The sequence below is a fragment of the Bacillus sp. 123MFChir2 genome (genome assembly GCF_000383235.1).
Taxonomy (GTDB): Bacteria; Bacillota; Bacilli; order Bacillales; family Bacillaceae_G; genus Bacillus_A.
Window position 1 is genome coordinate 68,594 of the sequence record NZ_KB910930.1, and the last position, 18,726, is coordinate 87,319.

General features: G+C 37.9%; 21 protein-coding genes. 16 read left to right on the forward strand and 5 right to left on the reverse strand.

What is annotated here, in order from left to right:
• Window positions 1-353: 353 nt before the first annotated feature.
• Window positions 354-1,046: a Crp/Fnr family transcriptional regulator gene (locus tag H280_RS0106320; protein ID WP_020060276.1), complete on the reverse strand. Its 693-nt coding sequence runs from the start codon at window positions 1,044-1,046 to the stop codon at window positions 354-356.
• Between the two features lie 299 nt (window positions 1,047-1,345).
• Here H280_RS0106320 and moaA point away from each other — a divergent pair, with 299 nt between their 5' ends.
• Together moaA and H280_RS0106330 are read left to right on the forward strand one after the other, a co-directional pair.
• Window positions 1,346-2,359 carry a GTP 3',8-cyclase MoaA gene (gene moaA / locus H280_RS0106325; protein ID WP_020060277.1) on the forward strand — a complete coding sequence of 338 codons (1,014 nt, stop codon included), beginning with the start codon at window positions 1,346-1,348 and terminating at the stop codon, window positions 2,357-2,359.
• Window positions 2,360-2,374: 15 nt separating this feature from the next.
• The gene (locus H280_RS0106330; protein ID WP_020060278.1) at window positions 2,375-3,388 is read left to right on the forward strand and encodes a molybdopterin-synthase adenylyltransferase MoeB; all 1,014 of its coding nucleotides are present in this window, start codon (window positions 2,375-2,377) and stop codon (window positions 3,386-3,388) included.
• A 37-nt stretch (window positions 3,389-3,425) separates the two neighbouring features.
• On the opposite strand, the gene moaC is transcribed toward H280_RS0106330, so the two are convergent.
• Window positions 3,426-3,914: a cyclic pyranopterin monophosphate synthase MoaC gene (gene moaC, locus H280_RS0106335; RefSeq protein ID WP_020060279.1), complete on the reverse strand. Its 489-nt coding sequence runs from the start codon at window positions 3,912-3,914 to the stop codon at window positions 3,426-3,428.
• Window positions 3,915-4,009: 95 nt separating this feature from the next.
• Between moaC and H280_RS0106340 the strand changes: the two genes are divergently transcribed.
• The 9 genes from H280_RS0106340 (at window position 4,010) to H280_RS0106380 (ending at window position 10,291) form a co-directional block, all read left to right on the forward strand.
• Window positions 4,010-5,302 carry a molybdopterin molybdotransferase MoeA gene (locus H280_RS0106340; protein WP_020060280.1) on the forward strand — a complete coding sequence of 431 codons (1,293 nt, stop codon included), beginning with the start codon at window positions 4,010-4,012 and terminating at the stop codon, window positions 5,300-5,302.
• Window positions 5,263-5,784: a molybdopterin-guanine dinucleotide biosynthesis protein B gene (gene mobB / locus H280_RS0106345; protein WP_028411125.1), complete on the forward strand. Its 522-nt coding sequence runs from the start codon at window positions 5,263-5,265 to the stop codon at window positions 5,782-5,784. The genes H280_RS0106340 and mobB overlap by 40 nt, the downstream gene beginning before the upstream one ends.
• Window positions 5,781-6,251 carry a molybdenum cofactor biosynthesis protein MoaE gene (locus tag H280_RS0106350; RefSeq protein ID WP_020060282.1) on the forward strand — a complete coding sequence of 157 codons (471 nt, stop codon included), beginning with the start codon at window positions 5,781-5,783 and terminating at the stop codon, window positions 6,249-6,251. Before mobB ends, H280_RS0106350 begins: the two co-directional genes overlap by 4 nt.
• Window positions 6,248-6,481 (forward strand): molybdopterin converting factor subunit 1, encoded by a 234-nt coding sequence (gene moaD, locus H280_RS0106355; RefSeq protein WP_020060283.1) that lies wholly within the window; start codon window positions 6,248-6,250, stop codon window positions 6,479-6,481. Before H280_RS0106350 ends, moaD begins: the two co-directional genes overlap by 4 nt.
• 91 nt (window positions 6,482-6,572) lie before the next feature.
• Window positions 6,573-7,742, forward strand: coding sequence for a nitrate/nitrite transporter (locus H280_RS0106360; protein WP_020060284.1), 1,170 nt, complete (start codon window positions 6,573-6,575; stop codon window positions 7,740-7,742).
• Window positions 7,743-8,129: 387 nt separating this feature from the next.
• Window positions 8,130-8,468, forward strand: a complete 339-nt coding sequence (locus tag H280_RS0106365) for a YmaF family protein (protein WP_028411126.1) — start codon at window positions 8,130-8,132, stop codon at window positions 8,466-8,468.
• Window positions 8,469-8,498: 30 nt separating this feature from the next.
• Window positions 8,499-9,404, forward strand: a complete 906-nt coding sequence (locus H280_RS0106370) for a DUF2935 domain-containing protein (protein ID WP_020060286.1) — start codon at window positions 8,499-8,501, stop codon at window positions 9,402-9,404.
• A gap of 284 nt (window positions 9,405-9,688) precedes the next feature.
• Complete coding sequence (locus H280_RS0106375; protein WP_020060287.1) at window positions 9,689-9,892, forward strand: hypothetical protein; 204 nt, start codon at window positions 9,689-9,691, stop codon at window positions 9,890-9,892.
• Window positions 9,893-9,985: 93 nt separating this feature from the next.
• Window positions 9,986-10,291, forward strand: coding sequence for a YjdJ family protein (locus H280_RS0106380; RefSeq protein ID WP_020060288.1), 306 nt, complete (start codon window positions 9,986-9,988; stop codon window positions 10,289-10,291).
• A 157-nt stretch (window positions 10,292-10,448) separates the two neighbouring features.
• Here the strand turns inward: H280_RS0106380 and H280_RS0106385 are convergent, their stop codons facing one another.
• Window positions 10,449-12,152, reverse strand: coding sequence for an LPXTG cell wall anchor domain-containing protein (locus H280_RS0106385; RefSeq protein WP_020060289.1), 1,704 nt, complete (start codon window positions 12,150-12,152; stop codon window positions 10,449-10,451).
• A 72-nt stretch (window positions 12,153-12,224) separates the two neighbouring features.
• Here H280_RS0106385 and H280_RS26710 point away from each other — a divergent pair, with 72 nt between their 5' ends.
• The 3 genes from H280_RS26710 (at window position 12,225) to H280_RS0106395 (ending at window position 13,089) form a co-directional block, all read left to right on the forward strand.
• Window positions 12,225-12,569, forward strand: coding sequence for a dihydrofolate reductase family protein (locus H280_RS26710; RefSeq protein WP_269208738.1), 345 nt, complete (start codon window positions 12,225-12,227; stop codon window positions 12,567-12,569).
• Window positions 12,570-12,668: 99 nt separating this feature from the next.
• On the forward strand, window positions 12,669-12,905 hold the full coding sequence (locus H280_RS0106390) for a DUF2553 family protein (protein WP_020060290.1): 237 nt from the start codon (window positions 12,669-12,671) through the stop codon (window positions 12,903-12,905).
• A gap of 1 nt (window position 12,906) precedes the next feature.
• Window positions 12,907-13,089, forward strand: a complete 183-nt coding sequence (locus H280_RS0106395; protein ID WP_020060291.1) for a sporulation protein Cse60 — start codon at window positions 12,907-12,909, stop codon at window positions 13,087-13,089.
• Window positions 13,090-13,237: 148 nt separating this feature from the next.
• Here the strand turns inward: H280_RS0106395 and H280_RS0106400 are convergent, their stop codons facing one another.
• Window positions 13,238-14,686 carry an MDR family MFS transporter gene (locus tag H280_RS0106400; protein WP_020060292.1) on the reverse strand — a complete coding sequence of 483 codons (1,449 nt, stop codon included), beginning with the start codon at window positions 14,684-14,686 and terminating at the stop codon, window positions 13,238-13,240.
• Window positions 14,687-14,756: 70 nt separating this feature from the next.
• A complete protein-coding gene (locus H280_RS0106405; protein ID WP_020060293.1) occupies window positions 14,757-16,022 on the reverse strand; it encodes an NAD(P)/FAD-dependent oxidoreductase in 1,266 nt (421 codons plus the stop codon).
• A 152-nt stretch (window positions 16,023-16,174) separates the two neighbouring features.
• Here H280_RS0106405 and H280_RS0106410 point away from each other — a divergent pair, with 152 nt between their 5' ends.
• Both H280_RS0106410 and H280_RS0106415 read left to right on the forward strand, forming a co-directional pair.
• Entirely contained in the window at window positions 16,175-17,824 is a 1,650-nt protein-coding gene (locus tag H280_RS0106410; protein WP_020060294.1) for a putative polysaccharide biosynthesis protein, read from the forward strand.
• A gap of 45 nt (window positions 17,825-17,869) precedes the next feature.
• On the forward strand, window positions 17,870-18,592 hold the full coding sequence (locus H280_RS0106415; protein WP_020060295.1) for a pseudouridine synthase: 723 nt from the start codon (window positions 17,870-17,872) through the stop codon (window positions 18,590-18,592).
• The last annotated feature ends 134 nt before the right edge of the window (window positions 18,593-18,726 follow it).

An 18,726-nucleotide genomic window follows, 5' to 3' on the forward strand; every position in this document is an offset into this window, starting at 1 on the left:
GGATGTGATATCTATCACAGTTCAACAGATTGTCAAAAAATTATTGATATATAAGGGGAAATGGAAAAGATGTGACATTTTGCACATCACAAAGTATGTTTTGTATGTAAAGTAGGGGAGAGAAAGAAAAAAAGAGCAGCATCCTCAATCATATATCCAATTTAATTTTCCGACACATAAGCTGCTGTTATGCAGAATAAAACATCATTGCTACATGCGTGCTCCTTTTGGTTGAAACTTCGCATGTGGCAGGAGAAGGCCCTGACCGCTTCTATGCACGGCCAGATACTCTCGTCCCTCCCTTAAAAAGAAAAGGGTTTTATGTCGGTCTCTTAACTTGTATATATAGAATGCTACTCAATACTACAAATAGAGGTAGGGCAATCCTCACAAGCGATTGCACATTTTAAAAAGTGTAAATTATGAATGGTGATTTTGCCTTTATGAATAGAAATAATGTCTTGTTTTTTTAAATCATTTAACATGCGATTGACACTTTCACGGGAGGTTGCACAGAAGTTTGCAAGCTCTTGATTCGTTAAGGGAAGATCGATAAGAATACCATCTTCTTTTAAAATGCCATAACTATTCGTCATGCGAATGAGAGTGGAGTAGAGTGCGCCCTTTTTGCCGTGTAATACTAAATCACGAAACTTCGTTTGCATTCTTCGTAAATGTTCACTAACCCACTTCATAAATTCAAAGGCAAGAGCTGGTTTTTCCAGCAATGCTTTTTCTAATGCATCCCGCTTAATGACGCCGATTTCTGCATGTTCAAGTACTTTTGCATTTAATAAATATTTGGCGTTTTCTGTAAATAATGTAAGTTCCCCAATAATATCATTCTCCGAACAAATGCGCAGTGTCAATTCTTGACCGTCGGCGCTAATTTTACTAATTTGCACTTTTCCAGAGTGAATAATGTATAGTTCTTTTGCCTCCATACCTTCTTGGAAAATATAATGGGATTTGCTTACTTGCATTTTATATTCAACAGATGCGAGTAATTCTTTTAAATCATTTGATAATGCAGTACTGTTTGCCACAGCAATCACCCCTTTTTTTCCGAATAGTCTATTTCTTATTTTGAATATAAATATAGTAAAAATGCAAGCGTTTTTTTCCTTTGCCAAATTGTGAATAGTTTTTGAACAGATTTGTGAAGAATTTTTGAATGAGGAAATTGATGTGAGAAATATCACAACATAGATTGTTGTTCTTTTTTATGATGAAGACAAATGAAAAACAGCCAAAAAAAGATAAAGTGCAAGAGCAAAACCACCCTAGTTTAAAAATATATTATAATAGAATAAAAGTAGACATACAGCAAGAAGGAGGGGTGAAGATGACTGAGAAGATTGTAGATGTATGGCAGCGTCCACTTCAAGATTTACGCATTTCTGTTATTGATCGTTGTAATTTTCGGTGCACGTATTGTATGCCAGCCGAAGTGTTTGGACCAGATTATGCATTTTTAAAAGAAGAGTTTCTACTTACATTTGATGAGATTGAGCGATTAGCTAAGCTTTTTGTTCGTATGGGCGTAAGGAAAATTCGCTTAACTGGCGGCGAACCGTTACTTCGTAAAGATCTACCACAGCTCATTACACGTCTGGTGAAATTAGAAGGCTTAACAGATATTGGGCTGACAACGAACGGTATTCATTTAACGAAGCAGGCAAAGGCGTTAAAAGAAGCAGGTTTACAGCGAGTAAACGTTAGCTTAGATGCGTTAGATGATGATGTATTTCGAAGTATTAATGGCCGCAATGTAAGTACAAAACCTATATTACGAGGAATTGAAGAAGCAAGATCCGCCGGCTTAGAAGTCAAAATCAATATGGTCGTGAAAAAGGGAATGAATGATAACCAAATTTTGAAGATGGCCGCTTATTGTAAAGAGCAGTGCATCCCTCTTCGCTTTATCGAATTTATGGATGTTGGAAGTACGAACGGCTGGAACTTTAAACAAGTTATTACGAAGAAAGAGTTAATCGATATGATTGGACGTACGTATCCAATTGAACCGATAGATCCTCATTATTTCGGTGAGGTAGCCAAGCGATATCGATATGTTGGAACTGAGGCTGAAGTTGGTTTTATTACCTCTGTTTCTGAATCATTTTGTTCTTCTTGTACGAGAGCGCGCATTTCAGCAGAAGGTCAGTTGTATACTTGTTTATTTGCAACGACAGGAACAGATTTACGAGCCCTGATCCGGGGTGGGATAGATGATGAGGAATTGTTTCAAATTGTGAAAGATGTGTGGAATAAGCGTAATGATCGTTATTCAGATGAACGAACGGAAGAAAGTGTAAATAACCGCCCGAAAATTGAAATGTCATATATTGGCGGATAGGGAGAAGGGGTTAAGATGCAAGAGCGGTACTCACGGCAAATACTATTTTCTGAGATTGGGGAAGCTGGTCAGCGCAATTTAAGGGGAAAACACGTATTGATTATCGGTGCTGGTGCACTTGGTACAGCAAATGCGGAGGCGCTTGTTCGGGCAGGAGTTGGCAAGTTGACGATTGCTGATCGAGATTATGTCGAATGGAGCAATTTACAAAGGCAGCAATTATATACAGAAAAAGATGCGAAGGACTATGTGCCGAAAGCAGTTGCAGCGGCGCAGCATTTAAGGGAAATTAATTCTGGCGTAGCTATTGAGCCAGTTGTAACGGATGTAACAGTGCAAGAAATCGAGCGACTTGTGCAAAACGTGGATGTTATGATCGATGCGACGGATAATTTCGATACACGTCTTCTTATCAATGATATTTCACAAAAGTATAACGTTCCGTGGATATACGGTGGCTGCGTTGGGAGTTACGGTGTAACGTATACGATTATTCCAGGGAAAACACCGTGCTTTCGCTGTTTAATGGAGCATCCAACGAGCAGTGCAACGTGTGATACAGCGGGAATTATTCAACCAGCCGTGCAAATGGTTGTTGCGTATCAAGTTGCTGAAGCTTTAAAAATATTAGTTGGAGACTTTGAAGCACTAAGAGAAACGATGGTATCATTTGATCTTTGGAACAATCAGTATATGGCATTTAAAGTAAACAGGCAGAAAAAAGAACATTGTCTATCATGCGGCAAGCTTCGAACATATCCAAGCTTAACGTTTGAAGCACAAACGAAAACAGAAGTATTATGCGGCCGCAATACAGTTCAGATTCGCCCAGGCATAAATCAGCCTCTTAACTTAGAAGAAATAGAAAAGCGCTTACAAAAAAGCGTGCCAGTACAGAGGACGCCGTACTTATTATCATTCCACGCTGATGAATATCGCTTCGTTTTATTTCAAGATGGGCGAGCCTTTGTTCATGGTACAAATGATATACAAGTGGCAAAACGACTATATGCACGTTACATAGGTTGAATCCAAAGGTGAGTACCTTTGGATTCAACGAGAAAATTTAAGATAGATTTCGGGAATAATCACCGTTTTTGCCGCCTGTTTTTTCAAGCAAGTATGTTTCGCCGATGATCATGCCTTTGTCGACAGCTTTGCACATGTCATATACAGTAAGAGCGGTAGCAGAAGCAGCTGTTAAGGCTTCCATTTCAACACCAGTACTGCCTTCTGTTTTCACGTTTACTTCAATAAGCAAACGATATTGTTCATCTGCAATATGCCAGTCAAAGGAAATATCGACACCTTTTAGAAGGAGTGGATGACACATCGGAATAATATCAGAAGTACGCTTTGCCGCCATAATACCAGCGATTTGAGCAACAGCTAGAACATCACCTTTTCCAATTTCATTACGGGTGATTTTATCATAAATTTCTTTTGTCAAGGTGACGCTAGAACGAGCGATAGCTGTTCGTACAGTAATTTTCTTATCGCTAATATCAACCATTTTGGCACGGCCTTGATCGTTAAAATGAGTAAATGAAGACATGAGATTCCTCCTTGAAATAATTGCTATTATGATTAGCATTGTACAACAAAAATTGTAATGAAGATGTGATATTTTGCAAATGCGGGGTGAAAATGATGCTAGAAAAACGAATACCAATTTCTGTTAGAGATGCAGTAGCACGTGTGATGGAGTATGCACAGCGCGGAGAAATTGAGCGTGTACCACTTACGGAAAGTTATGGACGAATTCTTGGGGAAGATGTAATTGCTGATCATGATGTGCCTCATTTTGACCGATCGCCGTACGATGGTTTTGCAGTTCGGGCAGAAGATACACAAAAAGCAAGTTATGAACATCCGGCCGAATTTGAAGTTGTTGGGGAAATTGGTGCTGGTTCTGTTTTTACGGAGGAAGTGAAGGCATTTCAAGCGGTACGAATTATGACCGGTGCAGCGATTCCAACTGGCTGTGATGCGGTTGTCATGCTTGAGCTTACGGAAGGATTTCAAAAAGACGAAAAGACATATATGAAATTGAAGCGTCCGTTTCAGTCAGGTGATAATATTTCACGCAAAGGTGAAGATGTCAGGAAGCATCATGTGCTTGTCGGAAAAGGAACGACGATTAACCCAGGAGTGGCGGCGCTTCTTGCAACGTTTGGCTATAGTGAAGTAGCCACCGTAAAGCGTCCGGTTATTGGAATTGTGACGACAGGAAGCGAATTGTTAGAGGTTCATCAGCCGCTTGAACCAGGGAAAATTCGCAACAGTAATTCATATATGATCGCTGCGCAAATTATGCGAACAGGCGGAATGGTTCGGTATTACGGACAATTCGCAGATGACTTTGACACTTGCTATGAGATGGTAAAAAAGACAATGGAAGAAGTCGATATTCTCATTACGACAGGCGGTGTGTCAGTTGGTGATTATGACTACTTACCAGCTATTTATGAAAAGCTTGGAGCGAACGTACTGTTCAATAAAGTAGCGATGCGTCCGGGAAGTGTAACGACAGTAGCGGAAGTAAATGGAAAGTTACTATTTGGATTATCAGGAAATCCATCTGCTTGTTATGTTGGATTTGAATTGTTTGTACGTCCGGTTGTTCGAACATATCTACATATGAAAGAGCCTCATATGTACCGCGGTGATGCCATTTTAATGAAGGGTTTCCCAAAAGCAAATCCATTTACACGCTTTGTTAGAGGGAAAGTAGAAATTGAAAACGGAAGGCTGCAAGCCGTTCCAGTTGGACTTGATAAATCTAGTGCTGTTTCTTCACTCGCCGATGCGAATGCGTTTATCGCTTTGCCAGGTGGCACGCGTGGTTTTGAAGAAGGGATGACTGTTACTGTCCTTTTATTAGACAGAGAGCAAGGAAGTGAGTGGCCATGGAAAGAGCCGTTCCAGTCTTACAAATCGTAGGGTATCAAAATAGCGGGAAGACAACATTGACAGAGAAGTTGATTAAAGCGTTAACGAATGAAGGTGTGAAAGTAGGAGCGATTAAGCATCATGGGCACGGGGGATATCCAGAATTGCCGCTACAAAAAGATAGCGAACGTCATAGAGAGGCTGGAGCAATTGTCAGCGCAGTGGAAGGGGAAGGATTATTGTCTTTATCCGCTCAGCGTGACTGGTCTTTAGAAAAACTCATCCGTTTGTATACATGTTTTGAAGCGGAAGTCATAATCGTTGAAGGGTATAAAAAAGAACGATACCCAAAAGTTGTTTTACTTCGGTCGGAAGCAGATGCCTCTTTATTAGAAAGTGTAGAAAATGTGATCGCTGTTATTGTATGGAATGAAGCTTTAAAAACAAGACAAGAAAGCTATCAAGTTTTTCATATAACAGAAGATGAAAAGTTTACAAATTGGTTTGTACAAAGAATGAGGGATGCAAAATGACAAAGACGTATTTTGAAGTAGTGGATACACCGATTTCTATTGAAGAAGTAGCGCAGAAAGTGATTCGCCGTGAATGCGGCGCTGTGACGACATTCATTGGTACAGTGCGCGAATTTACGAAAGGACGACGTACGCTTTACCTAGAATATGCTGCGTATCGTTCAATGGCTGAAAAGATGCTTGCTAAAATTGGAGAAGAAACGAAAGAAAAATGGCCAGGCACACATGTAGCAATTACGCATCGCATTGGTACATTGCAAATTTCTGATATTGCCGTTGTTGTTGCTGTATCGACGCCGCACCGAAAAGCGGCGTATGAAGCAAATGAGTATATTATGGAGCGCATTAAACAAATTGTTCCGATTTGGAAGAAAGAGTTTTGGGAAGATGGTGGGAAATGGATTGGCGATCAATTAGAGCAAACACCGTATCCAAACGGAGAACCAGAAAAGGAGAATGCGAAATGATTACAGTATTATTATTTGCTCACCTGCAAGAAGAAGCTGGAACACATCAATTACAAATTGATGCCCAAAACCTTGCGGTAGCAGAGTTGAGGGAACTTGTAACGAAAGATTACAATGTCTCCCTTTCTCAGCACACGATGGTAGCGATTAATGAGGAATATGCAAATGAAGATGATATCATCCAAGATGGTGATGTTGTCGCATTGATTCCACCGGTAAGCGGCGGGTGATTCTTTCCTGCCTAATCATGAAAAAGCGTGATTAGGCAGGAGGGAAGCAACAGAAAATGTGAAATATTGAACACAATAGGGGGAGAGACTGATGAAAAATCCGAATTTTCAGTTAGGATTACAAACTTCAAATCTTATACTTGGCTTTATGGTATGGGTGATTTTATCTTCTTTAATGCCATTTATTAAAGCAGACATTGCGTTAACAGCAGGACAGATTTCTCTTGTTACAGCAGTACCAGTGATTTTAGGCTCTATTCTTCGCATTCCGATTGGTTACTGGACCAATCGTTACGGAGCAAGAAAATTATTCTTTATTAGTTTTATTATTCTATTATTCCCTGTCTTTTATATTAGTATGGCAACATCGATGCTAGATTTAATTATTGGCGGTTTATTTGCTGGGGTTGGCGGAGCTGTATTCTCTGTAGGAGTAACATCTCTTCTGAAATACTATCCGAAAGAAAAGCATGGTTTTGTAAACGGAATATACGGAATAGGAAATATAGGAACAGCGGTTACATCCTTTCTTGCACCAGTACTTGCAACTTCATTTGGTTGGAGAACAACGGTACAAATGTACTTAATCTTACTCGCTACATTTGCATTAGCAAACTTCTTGTTAGGAGATCGTAACGAGAAAAAGGTAAATACATCATTAACGGAACAAATTAAAGGTGTTTATAAAAATGAAAAGCTTTGGTTCTTATGTATTTTCTATTTCTTAACGTTCGGTTCGTTCGTCGCATTTACAGTTTATTTACCGAACTTCCTCGTATCTCACTTCGGTTTAGCGAAAGTAGATGCGGGATTACGTACAGCTGGTTTTATTGCATTAGCAACAATTATGCGTCCAATTGGCGGCTGGCTCGGCGACAAATTTAATCCATTTAAAATTTTAATCTTTGTCTTTACCGGTTTAACATTAGCAGGAATTATTTTATCATTCATGCCAAAAATGAATGTATACACATTCGGTTGTTTATTAGTTGCTTTTTGCGCTGGTACTGGAAATGGAACAATCTTTAAACTTGTACCAATGTATTTCTCCAAGCAAGCTGGTATTGTAAATGGTCTTGTATCGGCACTTGGCGGACTTGGTGGTTTCTTCCCGCCATTAATCTTAACATTGTTATTCCAACTGACAGGCCATTATGCAATTGGATTTATGGCGTTATCAGAAGTAGCGCTTGCTTGTTTAGTTATTACTGTTTGGATGTATAGTCAAGAGAAGTTAGTTGCGATGCTACAGCATAGATAGGAAAAGAAGGTGTCTCCGAAGTGATGATTTTGGGGATACCTTTTTTTTAGTATTTTAGGGGATTTGAAAACCAAAAATGCAATTTGCCTACTTTTGGCTATCTAATCCTGTTAAAAATTTTTCAAATCTCGGTGTTAATTTAACTATATATCCATTTGAATTTTCCAGCATTTTTGTCTAGCTCCCTTTGTTTTAAACCTCGGATGTGGCAGGAAAAGGTCCTGACCGTTTCTATGCATGGCCAGATGCTCTTGTCCCCCAAAAAAGAAAGGGGTTTTTACGTCGTTTTTTAACTTGTATATAAGAGAGGAATTATCTCGATAGTATAAGCATACTAGTTTATAGAGTTTATCTTTATGCATAAGGGGAATGAAGAGAATGGATAGAGTGAACAGGGTAGGAAAAAATGATTTCGTTTCTGGTTTTGTGCCACATCATAACCATGGATCAGTGGATTATACATCTGTTGTGGGAGGACATGTACATCAATGCCTAGATGTAACATCTCCGCCTATTAAGACACAAGAGGGCGGGCATATACATTATACAGAAGGATACGTCCTCTTCGAAGATGGGCATACGCACTATTACAAGGCGTATTCAGGACCAGCAATTCCAGTTGGGAATGGGATGCATGTTCATTATTACGATTTTTATACGACGGAAGATAACGGGCATAAACATCATATCAAGGGCGTAGATCAAGCTGCTCCAGGTGATAAATAAAAGCTCTCGTAGCTTAAAAGGAGTGATTATATGTCTCAAGACCAACCTGTCTCTGAACAATTTGTGATGGATCCTCAGCGCGCTATGCTCCTACCTCCAGAGCTGAAAGCGGCACCTTCTGAATCATTAACAGAACAATTATTTATTGAAAGATCCTTAACAGAAAATCAATTTTGGCTACGAATTATGAAGGAGCATGCTCTTTTTCTGAGTGAAGGGTTTGATAGACATGAGAAAAGTTTAATTCAACAAGTAGAAGTATTTTATCATTTGTTTGACCGACACTTACAAAAAGCATTTTCTGTTCCTCGCACAGTTCAAGCAGTTCGGAAATTAAATGAAGAAAGTATTGAGCTAGTTTACGCTTTCCGTAATTATAAAAGAAATCTTTTAATTTTAATTATTAATTGTAAAGCAAAAGGGTTTAATTTCCCATTATTAGTGGACCATACTGCACGAGAAGCGGAATATTTTATAAGAACACTCCAGAAATTTAACGAGGGAAAAATGGATCCGATTCAAGATTCAATCATTAGTGAAAATGTATTTTGGTTACGAATCATGATGGAACACTCGCGTTTTATTGCATCTCTGCTTGATCAATCAGAAAGAAATTTAGTTCATACTGCATCGAAATTCGGTGACGATTTTGAAGTTCTCCTCAATCAAGCTAGAGATGTTGAATCCATGTTATATAAGAAACAACCAACATATCCGATTATTGGCAAAATGAATAAAGATAGCGAAAATGCGACTGTTGAATTAAGAAACTTCAAAAAAGCAGGGCTGGAGTTCATCCAAACATGCCAAATTAAAAATGTAATCAATCCTTTACTAGCGGATCACGTTTTAAGAGAAGCGAATCATTTCCTCTTTATGATTAGCGTTTTAGAACAGCGATTAAAACTAAAACAAATGGAGCAATTTGGACAGTAATCATATAGCTAAGATTCTCTAGTTTTAATATGGATATTGAATCAAACTCTACAAACCTTTATTATGAATATATTGGATGTTATGTATTATTTTGGTTCATTACCGTGACATGGGGTTAATTTTTTGAAAATGAGTCATTTTTCATACACGGAATGGAAAGCTTCCACTCGGAGTGGAGTGTACATCTATCTATATGTCCCCCCATCTTTTGGTGATGAACCATTATTTTAGGGTTTTTGCTTTTTGACATATTAATTGTATATACATAGTAAAGGTGGATTTACATGTTCTTTCAGAAATATAAAGGTTTAATTCTTACGATAGTTGGTGCTGTTATTTACATGGTCACAACACTTTATTTTAAAGATCTAGAGTATGTATATCGAGTGTGTATCAAAATATTTGCGGCAATCATGATAATTGTTGGAGCGATTATGATCGAGGATTCAAATCGCTTCTATAAAAAACAGAGAGATAACAATGTATAATTGTTTGAAACGATATATGCACGGGGGAGTGCCTACCGAGTATAAACTTGGAGGCGCTTTGTTTTGTTTATAAAATAAAAAGGAGAATAGTGTATGAAAACAAGGTACGTCGTTCAGCTTGGGATAGTGATTATATTCTTCATCGTTTCAACTCTTATTAGTTGGTACGAAGGAAGTAATCTAATCGAGGATTCATTTGAATGGAAATATTCCGCTAAGTTTACGAATTATTTTAAAGGGCCAGTTTCAAATTATGACGACATTTTGCAAATCGATTTTTTTGTATATGCAGCTAAATTTTACCCGGTGCCAGTACTAATTATGGTTGCGAGTTTTGGGTATATGTTGTTTTTAAGTATGTATCTTATTTTGAAGAAAAGAGGCATTTATAAAGTTTAGAAGTAGTTATGTATACTGATAATCTGCTTTTTTCCGAAAACAAATGAGCGTTTTACACATTTCATTTCTACTTTTTCATAATGTTTGTGAAGTAAAAAGAAATCAAATTTATCCCCATAAAAGGATATAATCTGATTTCTTTTTTTCTTTCTTTCTATTATTGTCCTTCTCGTTTCGCTTTTCTTCGTAAGAACCAAGCTCCAAGGAGTGCAAGAACTCCGGCCATTCCTGTTGTTTCAACAGCAGAACCTGTTTTTGGGAGTGATTTTGATACGATTGATTTCTTAACTTGTCCTGTTCCATTTGTGTTACTGTTATTAGAGTTGTTATTGCCACTGTTAGAATTTTCGTTGTTACTGTTATTAGAATTGTTATTGCCACTGTTGGAATTTCCTTTGTTACCGTTATTATTGTTGTTCCCATTTTCATTGTTTGTATTATCTGTTTGTGAGAATACTAGTTTTGTTGCTTCACTTTCTAACCATTTATCAGTCTTTTTGTATCGAATGAGGGCTATTTTGCCTTCTTCAACTGAAATGTGTCCATCAATCATAAAGTTATTCCATGTTTTCCCTTCATCAAGAGAGTATTCCATATGATTAGATACACCTAAAATCTTCTTGTTTTTCATATCAACAAAGACAACTGGTGCATCTGGACGATCACTGTGAGTGGAGAATTGATAATCAAAATAATAACCAAAATCAGTTTGCTCATTATCATTTTCAGGCTTGAAATTTTGCTGTAACAATTCGATATGCTTTTTCGCGAATGGTCCATTTTTTAAATCAAGTTTATTTTCTTCGATATTTAAATAAAGAAGTTTGGATGTGTTTAAGTTAGGCAAATTAGTCAGTGCATTGTTATTTAATTGTATATTGCGAAGTATTCCGCTTGAATTGAACTGTATAGAAGAAAGTGCATTGTGTTCCGCAAAGAGATCGTGCAATGCGACTTGATTTTCTAAGTTCAAACTTGTTAGGTTATTGTTAGCTACATCGAGTATTTGTAGTTTTGATTGTTTTGGTAAATGTAATTCTTTTATACCATTATGTGCAGCTGACAGAACAGTTAGTTCGGTTTGCTTAGATACGTCTAGGGCTGCAATTCGATTGTTTTCTAAATGCAAAGATTGTAGATCTTTGTTTTCAGATAATGAAAGTGCAGTGATTCCTAGGTTGCTTATAGCTAAGTGCTTTAGTTTCTTATTGCTTGATAGATCAATAGAAAGAGCAGATTTGGTTAATACCTTGTTTACTTTATTATTTGCATACAAATTGAGTTCTTCTAAATTTGGTAATAAGTGAAATCCTTGTAAAGAAGTGAATGTCCCCTCATTCGTAATGTCAAGCATTGTTACTTGCTTTAATTCTTCTTCTGTTACTTTATCATTAGGTGTTTTTCCAAGTTCACTAGCAACTGCATTGGCAATAGTTGCGTCAGGGAATAGTTCTGAAATTGTTTGTTTTGCTTGTGCTTGCTGGTTTGTTTCCTCTTTTAATTTTTCTTCTTTTGTAGGTGCTGTTTGCTGAGGTGTTGGTTTATTCTCTTGAGAAGGTGGAGCGGTTGTTTTGCCTTGTTCTTGTACAGGTTTCGTTTGTTCAGTTGGCTTTTGCTCTTGTACAGGTTTTGTTTGTTCAATTGATTGTTGTTGTTGTTGTTGTTGTTCAGACTTGGATTCTTGCTTTTGCGCAGTTTCAGAAACATTCGTTTGTTTTGATTCAAGTTCTTTCTTATGTACAGTTTCTTTTGCTTCTTCTAAAGTGACAGTCTTCGTTTCGTTCGTTTGAGCGAACGCACTCATAGGTTGCAGTAATAAAGATGTAGCTGCGACAGCTTGTAAAGCGTGCTTTTTCTTCACTAAAAATCACCTCTAAATTTCGAATTTTTTAAAAATACTAACAAGAAATTTATACCAAAAATTACAATAATAATCAATGGCGGTGTTTTTTCAACTTCTGTAGATGGTAGAGATGAATATGCTCAGTTTTTAAAAGAAAATGTAAAAACATTTATTACTAACTTAAAAAAACAGCCGGGAAAATGTATTTGGCTAATTGGTGGTGGTAATTTAGCACGAGAATTTTTCAAAGAAAACTTAATTAATGAATTTCAACTTGCAATCGCACCTATCATTTTAGGTAAAGGTATTTCTCTTTATACTGACGGTGACATTGAAACAAAATTCACACTAACAAAGACAGAACAACTTGGTCAACTTGCTATGTTACATTACGTTAAAAAAGTCGGTTCTTCTGTTAGTGAGGATAGTCGCTAGTAACTCTAAAGAAAGCATATCTCTTCAAATTCATTCATAAAATCAAAAATCCTTAATACAATAAACCAATCCGTTCTTTTTCGAAAGGGGGGGTGGGAGATGAGCCGTACAATTAAAATTGATATTACAGACAAGATAGTGGCGAAATTTAAAACAGATTATTTGGAATTATACTCTAATAAATTTATGATTGGTAAATTTTATGTCTATACTGAAGAGAAGCAGTATGTATTAGAAGATGGCTATTTATATGAAGATGGTAAGTTTTATCGCATCATTGATACGCGCCGAGATAACAGTCCAGCAGTAGAAGGTTGTGACTTAGGATGGTGTTAATGTGATTCGCGTGAAAATCTTTGATGAAAGTCATGAAAAGGATTTAGAAGAGGCAATCAATGTCTTTTTGAAGAAAATGGACGAAGAACAAATTGTAGATATTAAGTATCAAGTATCGGTTTCGAACAATGATGAAGAGAGTCAGATTTATTGTTTCTCTGCGATGGTTGTATATCGGTCTTAAACACAAAAAAGACGACGCGAAGTCGTCTTTTTTGTATTTATCCCGCTATTCGTGGGCAGTAAGACCCCCACCTAATAGAAGTTTCACTTTATCGGCGACTTTAAGCAATATAAGACCCTTCGACAACACCTGACACGAATTGCACTTTCTACAGTGCAGTGCCTTTTTGCTGCGGTACAACTGTTTCTTGTTGTTTGGATTGTAAGCATACACATGCAATAACTAAACTGATAACGGCTAATATAAATGTGCCGCTAAAGATAATATGAACACTAGAAGCGAGTACTTCTTGCGACCCTATCGCGGTGCTTCCATGTTCCGAAGTTACTAAGTTTACATTTCCGTCTCCTGCGCTGTGGATGACTGTATTGAAAATCGTTCCAAATACTGCTGCGCCTAGCGTTTGACTAAATGTATTAATAAATGTATTTAAACCGACTGCTGTTCCGCGTTTATTTGCAGGGACAGAAGCTTGAATTGTGACCATAAAGATTGGTGTGATAAGTCCCATTCCCATGCCGAACATCCCCATTGCAATGTAAATAAGAGATGGATGCGAGTGAGTAGATAGCATAAATAATAAGAACGTTGAAGCGGATAAAATGCTGCCGCCAAGTAAAATAATTTGTTTTGTTTGTAAACGGCCAACTAAGTTACCAGACATCATTGCACCAACTGTCCAAAATACAGGAATTGGCATTAAAATCATACCAGCCTCCGTTGCATTTTTTCCTAGGACCCCTTGTGTCCAAATCGGAAGGTACATTGTAATACTAATAATCATCGCACCAGCAATTAACGTTAATACGTTCACAATAAATACAGATCGGTTAGAGAACAGATCTAATGGAATTAGTGGTTCTGGTGATTTTTTTTCTACAAATAAGAAAAGGATAAATGCGAAAACTGCAAATACTAGCAGGCCGATAATTGTGATGTCGCCCCAGTTTTGATGCTGACTTCCTGTTAGTAACGCATAAAGTAAGGCGATCGTACTAAGTGAGAAGATAACAGCACCTGGATAGTCGATATGATGTTTTGCTGGTTTGATAGATTCTTTATAGGAAATTGCAATCATCGTACAAGCAAAGATTCCAAATGGAATGTTTAAGAAAAAGATATAACGCCAAGATAGTGAATCTACTAAAAATCCACCAACTAACGGTCCGACAACACCAGATACACCCCAAACGGCACTCAGCCAACCTTGGGCTTTTGCACGATCTTTTGCTTCACTATATAAGTCACCGATAATAGTCATTGTAATTGGCATAACAGCACCTGCTCCTACTCCTTGTAGGGCGCGGAACAGAATTAATTGCTCCATTGATGTTGCGACGCCGCATAATGTAGAGCCGATTAAAAAGATGGCAGCCCCAATTAATAATACTTTTTTACGTCCAAATAAATCTGCTAGCTTCCCGTAAATCGGAGTTGTTACTGCGGTTGCTAACATATAAATCGCATATACCCAGCTTACAAGCCCTACTCCTGAAAGTTCACTTGTGATGCGAGGCACCGCTGTACTAACGATCGTTCCTTCAACAGCGGAAAGAAACGTCATTAACATTAAAGATATCATTACTTTTTTTCTCATCTGTTTTCCCCTTTTTCTTTTTTACAATTACAAATGAAAAGGAGTCTGTAATTAGGCTCCTTTTTTATTACTATATGGTAGCATTTTGACCAGCTGTCATTCCAGCAATTCGGCCTGTAACGAATGCCGAAGTAATATTATACCCGCCCGTATAGCCGTGAATATCAAGAATTTCTCCGCAGAAATATAAGCCGTTCATAAGTTTGGATGACATTTCTTTCGGATTAATTTCTTTCACCGACACACCGCCGCCTGTTACGAATGCCTTTTCAAGTGGCTGCGTTCCATTTACGGTAAAGATAAATCCTTTGAAATCTGCAGCAAGAGCACGGATTTTTTCATGAGAAATTTGTCCGCATTGCTGACTGCCGTCAATTTCATTTTTCTCTAATAGGAATAAGAAATAACGCTCAGGCACATAGCCTTTTAGTACATTTTTCACTGCTTTTTTCGGATCTTCTTTCATTTGTTTCATCATACGCTGGAAGAGTTGTTCGCTATGTTCTTCTGGCAATGCATCAATGCTCATTGTTACGTTGTTTGTTTTGAACTTTTTCATCGTTTTCAAGGCAAACTGACTGCAGCGAAGAGCAGCTGGCCCAGACACACCGAAGTGGGTAAAGAGCATATCCATTTTATGAGAGATAACCGCTTTTCCTTTTGGATTTAATACGCTTAGTTCTACATCACGAAGTGCTATGCCTTGTAATGTACGGTCGCGAATAAATGGCTCATTCGAAAGGAGTGGTACTTCCGTCGGAAATAGTTCTGTAATGGTATGCCCTGCTTTTTCCGCCCAAGCGTAGCCATCCCCAGTAGAACCTGTATGCGGTACAGATTTCCCGCCAACGGCAATAATAACATGGTTCGTTTCAATCACTTCACCATTTTGCAAGATGACTGCTTTCGTTTGGCCATTTTCATACTCTACAGTTTTAACAGGAAGATTTGTCCGAATCGTAACGCGCAGCTCTTTTAAACGTGTTAATAAAGCATCTACAACGGACTGTGCTTTATCTGATACAGGGAACATACGACCATGATCTTCTTCTTTTAATTTGACGCCAAGCTTTTCGAAAAACTGAATAATATCTTCATTATTAAAAATAGAAAAGGCACTGTATAAGAAACGACCATTTCCCGGAATATGTTTTACAATTTCATCGAGCGGAAGACGATTTGTTACGTTGCAGCGTCCGCCGCCAGAAATAGCAAGCTTTCTTCCTAATTTGTCACCTTTATCAAGAAGCAAGACACGTGCACCCTCTTCAGCAGCACCGATCGCTGCCATTAATCCAGAAGGACCTCCTCCGATGACAATTACATCATAATGCATATAAATCGACCTCATTTTCTTAGTTTGCTGCATTCAAGAATATCACGTTTTCATAGAAAAGAAAAATGAAGGGATATACTGTTAAGAAGAGAAAGTATGGTACAATACAAAGGTTGGAGTTCAGCGTTTGAAATAATAGAGGAGGATTTTTTATGTCCGATTCAAAATTTTTACGCGGAACGCTTATTGTGACGCTTGGGACGTTTCTAGTAAAGTTCCTCGGCATGATTTATGTTTTTCCGTTTCATGCGTTAGTTGGCACAGAAGGCGGGACGTTATATAACTATGGATATAATCCATATACAATCTTTTTAAGTATTGCAACGGCAGGGGTACCGCTTGCAGTTGCGAAGTTTGTTTCGAAATATAATGCGCTTGGAGATTATAAGACGAGCCAGAGAATGTTTCGCTCCGGTATGGTTATGATGATCATAAGCGGAATACTTTCCTTTTTAGTCTTATATATGACAGCGCCGTTATTTGCTGAGGCAATGCTAGGGAAGCAGAATTTATATGACAGCTTAGAAGATGTAACAATGATTATTCGTCTCGTTAGTTTTGCGCTTCTTGTTGTACCAGCGGCAAGTTTAATTCGCGGCTATTTTCAAGGGTTCCAATCAATGGGGCCAACGACCGTTTCACAAATTATTGAACAAATTATTCGTATTGTATTTTTACTTGTAGGTAGTTTTATCGTTATAAAAGTAATAAAAGGTTCGGTCGCAACAGCAGTTGGCGTGGCGACATTTGCAGCGTTTGTTTCCGCTGTTGGAGCATTGGCTGTACTCATTTGGTATTGGGTGAAGCGAAAGCATCATTTAAATCAATACATAATCAACCAAACGGTACCCGAATCAACAGTTCGAACATTTGACCTATATAAAGAACTGTTTGCTTATGCGATTCCTTATGTTGTGATCGGGTTAACGATTCCGCTTTATCAGCAAATTGACATGTTAACGTTTAATGCAATTATGCAAGCAATTGGACAAGGGGATATTGCAGAACGTGCCCTCGGTATTTTTACAGTGTGGACACATAAGCTAATTATGATCCCAGTATCGCTTGCAACGGCGTATAGCTTAACACTCGTACCAGCGATTACAAAATCGTTTACAGAGGGACAGTCCCGTTATTTGAAACAGCAAATTACCCAAACGTATCAAGTGAATATGTTTTTAACGTTACCAGCTGTTATTGGAATATCCACTTTAGCATATCCAATTTATACCGCATGTTATGAAGCTGATCCGCTTGGTGGAAAAGTATTAATGTGGTACGCTCCAGTCGCGTTATTATTTGCATTATTCACAGTAACAGCAGCTATTTTGCAAGGAATTAACCAGCAGAAGCATGCAATTGTTGCACTTGGCATGGGTGTTATTTTAAAATTCTTATGTAATGTGGTGTTCATTCGTTATTTTGGACCGATTGGTGCAGTCGTAGCAACAGGTGTAGGATTCGCTGTATCCATTTGGTATACAAATAAACAAATTCGAAAATATACAAACTTTTCATTTGCGCTTGTGTATAAACGAACGTTTCAAATTGCAGTATTAACGGCAGCAATGGTCATTGTTGTTAAAATATTATTATGGATTCTTTCCTTTATGCTTCCATATGAGACAAGCCGCCCTGCAGCACTTGTTATAGTCTTCATTTGTGCAATGGGAGGAGCGGCGGTGTACGGCTATTTAGCGTATCGTACTGGCGTAATAGAGCGAGTATTTGGCGGTGAATTTTTAGAGAAGATTCAGCGCAAACTTGGTGGTAGATTGAAGATAAAAACGAAAGGGGCGTAAATTGTGCGCCTCTCTTTTTTCTAATTATATAAAGCAGGTGAAACGATGAGATTAGATAAATTATTAGCAAACATGGGTCATGGTAGCCGTAAAGAAGTGAAAAAACTATTAAAAGACGGCGTTGTCAAAATAGATGGCGTATCAGTGAAAGATGCAAAATATCATGTGAACGTAGAAGAACAAGAGGTTACGATTCACGGTGAAGTAGTAGAGTATAAAGAATTTGTATACTTAATGATGCATAAACCACAAGGGGTCATTTCTGCAACAGAAGATGACAATCATGAAACAGTTATCGATCTATTAGAAATGGAAGATGCAATTTTTGATCCATTCCCAGTGGGACGACTCGATATTGATACAGAGGGCTTTCTTTTATTAACAAATGACGGAAAGCTAACGCATCAACTTCTTTCTCCGAAAAAGCACGTGCCCAAAAAATACTTTGCGAGAATAGCTGGGAAAGTGACAGAAGAAGATGTTGCAGCATTCAAAAAAGGTGTTATTTTAGATGATGGCTATGAAACAAAGCCAGGTGAACTAACAATTCTAGAAAGTGATGACATATCTGAAATTGAACTTGTTATTACAGAAGGGAAATTTCATCAAGTAAAGCGCATGTTTGAAGCGGTTGGAAAAAAGGTTGTGTACTTAAAACGCACAGAGATGGGTCCTTTAGTATTAGATGAGGAACTAGAGCTTGGACAATATCGTGAATTAACAGACGAAGAAGTAGAGATGCTAAAGTCTTATCACTCACAAGTATAAAGAGGTAAAAACGCTCTTTTTTAGATGGGAGAGAGGTCCTAGCCATGCATAGAAGCGGTCAGGCCCTTTTTTGGCCCCCGCGCGATGTTAAAACAGAGAGGAAACGAGTGCAAGTTACTTTTTGTTTTAGCTAG

What these genes read in the sequence shown, in the direction of transcription:
- moaA (WP_020060277.1), top strand. Translation starts at nt 1,346, where the DNA reads ATGACTGAGAAGATTGTAGATGTATGGCAGCGTCCACTTCAAGATTTA.
- H280_RS0106330 (WP_020060278.1), top strand. Translation starts at nt 2,375, where the DNA reads ATGCAAGAGCGGTACTCACGGCAAATACTATTTTCTGAGATTGGGGAA.
- moaC (WP_020060279.1), bottom strand. Translation starts at nt 3,914, where the DNA reads ATGTCTTCATTTACTCATTTTAACGATCAAGGCCGTGCCAAAATGGTT.
- H280_RS0106340 (WP_020060280.1), top strand. Translation starts at nt 4,010, where the DNA reads ATGCTAGAAAAACGAATACCAATTTCTGTTAGAGATGCAGTAGCACGT.
- H280_RS0106350 (WP_020060282.1), top strand. Translation starts at nt 5,781, where the DNA reads ATGACAAAGACGTATTTTGAAGTAGTGGATACACCGATTTCTATTGAA.
- moaD (WP_020060283.1), top strand. Translation starts at nt 6,248, where the DNA reads ATGATTACAGTATTATTATTTGCTCACCTGCAAGAAGAAGCTGGAACA.
- H280_RS0106360 (WP_020060284.1), top strand. Translation starts at nt 6,573, where the DNA reads ATGAAAAATCCGAATTTTCAGTTAGGATTACAAACTTCAAATCTTATA.
- H280_RS0106370 (WP_020060286.1), top strand. Translation starts at nt 8,499, where the DNA reads ATGTCTCAAGACCAACCTGTCTCTGAACAATTTGTGATGGATCCTCAG.
- H280_RS0106375 (WP_020060287.1), top strand. Translation starts at nt 9,689, where the DNA reads ATGTTCTTTCAGAAATATAAAGGTTTAATTCTTACGATAGTTGGTGCT.
- H280_RS0106380 (WP_020060288.1), top strand. Translation starts at nt 9,986, where the DNA reads ATGAAAACAAGGTACGTCGTTCAGCTTGGGATAGTGATTATATTCTTC.
- H280_RS0106390 (WP_020060290.1), top strand. Translation starts at nt 12,669, where the DNA reads ATGAGCCGTACAATTAAAATTGATATTACAGACAAGATAGTGGCGAAA.
- H280_RS0106400 (WP_020060292.1), bottom strand. Translation starts at nt 14,686, where the DNA reads ATGAGAAAAAAAGTAATGATATCTTTAATGTTAATGACGTTTCTTTCC.
- H280_RS0106405 (WP_020060293.1), bottom strand. Translation starts at nt 16,022, where the DNA reads ATGCATTATGATGTAATTGTCATCGGAGGAGGTCCTTCTGGATTAATG.
- H280_RS0106410 (WP_020060294.1), top strand. Translation starts at nt 16,175, where the DNA reads ATGTCCGATTCAAAATTTTTACGCGGAACGCTTATTGTGACGCTTGGG.
- H280_RS0106415 (WP_020060295.1), top strand. Translation starts at nt 17,870, where the DNA reads ATGAGATTAGATAAATTATTAGCAAACATGGGTCATGGTAGCCGTAAA.